This window comes from Mesorhizobium sp. M7A.F.Ca.MR.362.00.0.0 (assembly GCF_004023175.1).
In the GTDB taxonomy this organism is placed as follows: domain Bacteria; phylum Pseudomonadota; class Alphaproteobacteria; order Rhizobiales; family Rhizobiaceae; genus Mesorhizobium.
On the sequence record NZ_RZTF01000487.1, the window covers coordinates 1 to 4,239 of the forward strand.

A 4,239-nucleotide genomic window follows, 5' to 3' on the forward strand; every position below is an offset into this window, starting at 1 on the left:
GATTGACCTCGCATCAGGCCTCTCTGCGCCCCTATTCAGCCGTTGCAACAAAACCACCTTCATGACGCAGAAAAAAAATTTGCAACACAACCGAACCTTGTGCTCTGGAAAGCCCAAGGTGGTCGCGCCGGTTCATCGGGGACGAGAAAAGATAGTTGTGGCACGGGTACGAGCTGCCTCGGTCGTTCGTTCGATCGAAAGCACGGTCTGCGGAGGAAGCTCTCCATCATGCAGTGCCAGGAGATGATGGCCGACTTCCTTATCCGCCGCTGTGAGCCGATGATTCAGGCGAAGAAAGTCCATCCAGGTTGGCGTGCGGAACGTCTCAGTCCAAAGTGAAGGCGTTTGGAGGTTGCGTTGGAGCGTCCAGTTTCGCGCACCGGCGCGGCTAAGAGCGTGGCGCTTTGCGCGCATGCAGCCGAGAAAGGCGTCGATATTCTTCTCGGATATGGAATAGTCGACTTTGGCAACGATCGGGCCACTCCTAGGCTTCAGATCGAGTGCCAACTCTGGTGTGCGAAAATCCGAACTTTCTTGATCTGTTTCTTCCCATGGACGTATTGGCAACAGTATCCCCGCTGCAGCAACCAGCAACAGAGCCCCCGCGGCGCCCTCCAACGCCCAGTTCAAGGAATAATTCTGCGCGACGGATCCCCAGATCCAGCTGCCGGCGGCCATACCGCCAGCGCTCAAGGCGTAGTAGATCGAGAGCGTGCGACCGACAACCCACCTTGGGCTTGCCAGCTGCACCGACACGTCAATGCCCGTCCAGGTAATAAGCCAACCCGCGCCGCCGAGTGCCAGCGAACTGGCCGCCACAGGGACCGACGATGTAAGTGCAAGGGAAAGGCAACATGCCGCACAAGCGACAGAAGCGTAGACCACCAGCCTGTTTTGAGACGTGATCCGCCTCAGTAAGCCGCTGCTCATGCCCGCGATGAAAGCCCCGGTGCCGAAGCCAGCCAGCAGAATGCCGTAGACGATCGGCCCGCTCATCAACTGATCCCGGACGACGAGAGGGAGCAGCGCCAGGATGGAGATGCTTGCCAACCCGAAAAGGGTTGCCCTGGCGACCGCCGCCCTGATCTCCAAGGACATCGCCGTGAAGCGGACGCCGTCATGAATTGCCATCCCCATTCTCTCGCGAGGGAGAGGCGAAGAGCGAACTTTCCAATTAGTGCGCCATATTGCGCCCAGAGGCGCGAGATCACTTAGCGCGGCCAGGGCGAAAGCGGCTAGTGGTCCAAAGAATGCCATGATCACGCCGCCCAAAGCCGGGCCAACGCTGCGCACGATGTTGTATCCTACCGACATAAGCGTCACCGCGGCCGGAATGTCGCGCTTGTGAAGGATATCGCCAACGGAAGCGTGCCAAGCCGGATCAGTTAGCGCGAAGCCGCAGCCGGCCAGGAACCCCAACGCGAGTATCAGCCAAGGATGGACAAATCCTAGACCCACCGAAATCGTCAGCGTCGTCGATGCCAATGCTATCAAACAGTGCCCGGCAAACATCACCCGTCGGCGCCTGAAATTGTCGGCGATGGCGCCAGCGACAATTGAGAGGAAGAACACCGGTAGTGTGGAGGCAGCCTGCACGAGTGCGACCATAAGATCGGACGCCGAAATGGTGGCCATCAGCCAGCTGATAGCCACCGTTTGCACGAGCCACCCGAGGCTGGAGATTTGTGTGGCCGTCCAGATCGAGCGAAACACCGGATTTCGAAGCGGCGCAAGCGTTGTTGGAGCGGGCGGATGAGGATCTTGGTGCTGCACTTTTTTACCTTCGACGAGCCGCTTGTTTAATTCGCGGCGCCATTACTGCCTTTTTGTCTTTACGATTGTGTAATCGGCCAGTACTTCCAAGACATGACCCAGCACACGCTTCCGCAGGTTGTGTTGCAAAGTTTTTTCTGCGTCATGAAGGTTGGTCGGGACTGGCCGCTGTCAGCTTGATGCGCCGGTGGTCCTGCTCGATCCTGTTGTTCAAGTATCGACTTTTCCTGATCGTGATTGGGTTCAGCCAGCGCCGGGAACGATCCTGCAATCCATTTGCCGCATCGCAGGAAGTGATGGCTTCGTGATTGGTCTGGCTGCCGTCGATGACGATGCGATCGGGCCGGTCATGGCGCTCCAGGGCTTTCCTGAAGAAGCGCTTGGCCGCCAGCAGGTCGCGATGCTCGCTGAACCAGAATTCGACCGTGTCGCCGACACTGTCGATGGCGCGGTAGAGATACATCCACTCACCGCGAACCTTGATGTAGGTTTCGTCGACATGCCATTTGCCGGTGACGGCACGCTTGCGGCGTTGAAGCGCTCCAGCAACCGCGGCGCGAAATGAATGACCCAGCGATGGATCGTCGAATGATCGACGCCGAATGCCGCGTTCGGCCATCATTTCTTTCCAGTCGCGCAGGCTCAGATTGTAGGCCAGATACCAGCGCACGGTAATGTCACGTTATCTGGCTCTGACCGCGCTGAGGCCTGTATGGCGGATGTCAGTTGCCCACGGTGACGACTTTCCACTCTGCCATGGCTTGCAGGCGGTGAAGATGGATCTGAATGGCGGAGCGTTTCGGACGGGGTGGGATGAAGAGATTTCGGACGGCGGAAAAGATCGACATGCAGCGCTGCAGACTTCCTGGTGATCGGAAGCCTTGCATCATTCGCTCCCGTTTTCGCAGCGGTACGTGCGAATTCTCGGCGCGGTAATTCAAGCCTTTGTGCGAGCGGTGTTCGACATTCGGCATGACCTGACGCCTGGCGGCAGCGTAAGAACGCAACTTGTCGGTGATCATGCGCTTTGGAGTGCCGCCCTGCTTCTTCAATAACCGGGTCAGCGAGCGCTTGGCAGCCTTGGTATTGCGCCGGGCTTGCACGATTTCGTCGAGCACATACCCGTCCTGGTCAACGGCACGCCACAACCAGTGTTTCTTGCCCGCGATGGGGATCACCACCTCATCGAGGTGCCAGATATCGTCGCGGCTTGGCTGCTTGCGGCGCAACCGGCGGGCGTAGTCGGGCCCGAACTTCTTTCCCCATCGGCGGATTGTCTCATAGGAAACCACGATCCCGCGTTCCAGCAGCATTTCCTCGACCAGACGCAGGCTCAAGGGGAACCGGTAGTAAAGCCAGACTGCATGGGCGATGATCTGCGGCGCGAAACGATGGCGCTTGTAGCTGACGGTTGCGGTGCTCATGCCGTCGCGTTTATGCCGCAAATCCCTGACCGCGAGTTAAGTTAATAACGCCGCGGCGCGCATTCCGTCCAGCCCGTGGCGATATCGGTCAACACGAGGGTTTGCGAGAAGGCGCCCTTTTGCGTATGGGCCGGAATGAGAAACAAGATCCGCCTCGACAAAGCCGGGTGCGGGGTCATCCCAATCCGAGAAAGTCCGAACTGGAACACTACGCCGGATCGTCGTTGATCCTTTCCGCCGCCGCGGCCCGCTGGCACTCGCCTTAATGTCCTTGAGAACGCGATCAATCGTCGCTGGGCTCATCGTCAACAATTGCCGGCGCGTCTCGCTATCCATAGCGCCGTGTCCGTGGCGTTTCATCGCTTCGATCAGGCTTGGCAAGAGCGGGTGTAGTCGCTTCCCGCAGATTCGATCCGATGCCTCCCAAACGACGACGAGAGCGGCGCGCACCTCATCACCGTAAACCCGCCGCCCCGGCCGAGGACCACTCTTCGCCGGCGCGCAGTCTCTTCGCAGCAGTCGCATCGCATGCTTGCGATGAAAGCCCGTGAGGGCCACGAATTCGTCCAACATCCTCGCCTTTTTCGGCCCGCCCGCCTAAAACATAGCGTCCACTGATCGCCGCCACCAATTCCGCTCGTGTCGCCATGCTCACCTTCCTCATCACAGCTCCCGAAGTTGATGATTCGGGAGCAAATTAGATGAGGCAACAAACCAATTTTAGGGAGCAGTTCAGGCGAGGCAATGCGGCTTCTCTCCCAGATTGTCGCGCTACACCGGCGGAATGGGCACGAAGAAAGGGCGGCATTGCTCGCCGCCCTTCCAAATTGTCGAGATGCATGGGCCCTTAAAGTCCATGCCGCCCATGCCACCGCCGGCATGCCATCCGGCATAGCGCCGCCGGCGGTTTCCTCCTTCGGAGCCTCGGCGATCATGGCTTCGGTGGTGACGAGCAGGCCGGCGACCGAGGCCGCGTCCTGCAGAGCCGTGCGCACAACCTTGACCGGACCGACGATACCCATTGCGATCATGTCGCCATATT

Annotated in this window: 3 protein-coding genes and 2 pseudogenes; all 5 read right to left on the reverse strand. The window is 59.1% G+C overall.

Translation table 11 applies throughout. The annotated features are described in order from the left end of the window. Window positions 1-132: 132 nt before the first annotated feature. Window positions 133-1,773, reverse strand: a complete 1,641-nt coding sequence (locus EOC06_RS33600) for an MFS transporter (protein WP_128309819.1) — start codon at window positions 1,771-1,773, stop codon at window positions 133-135. Window positions 1,774-1,915: 142 nt separating this feature from the next. Next, window positions 1,916-2,443, reverse strand: coding sequence for an IS6 family transposase (locus EOC06_RS33605; protein ID WP_245470305.1), 528 nt, complete (start codon window positions 2,441-2,443; stop codon window positions 1,916-1,918). 52 nt (window positions 2,444-2,495) lie between these two features. Further along, on the reverse strand, window positions 2,496-3,197 hold the full coding sequence (locus EOC06_RS33610) for an IS6 family transposase (protein WP_128309820.1): 702 nt from the start codon (window positions 3,195-3,197) through the stop codon (window positions 2,496-2,498). 53 nt (window positions 3,198-3,250) lie between these two features. Next, window positions 3,251-3,861: pseudogene (locus tag EOC06_RS44165) on the reverse strand (transposase); the annotation flags it as partial. A 185-nt stretch (window positions 3,862-4,046) separates the two neighbouring features. Then, a pseudogene (gene groEL, locus EOC06_RS33620) lies at window positions 4,047-4,239 on the reverse strand (chaperonin GroEL); the annotation flags it as partial.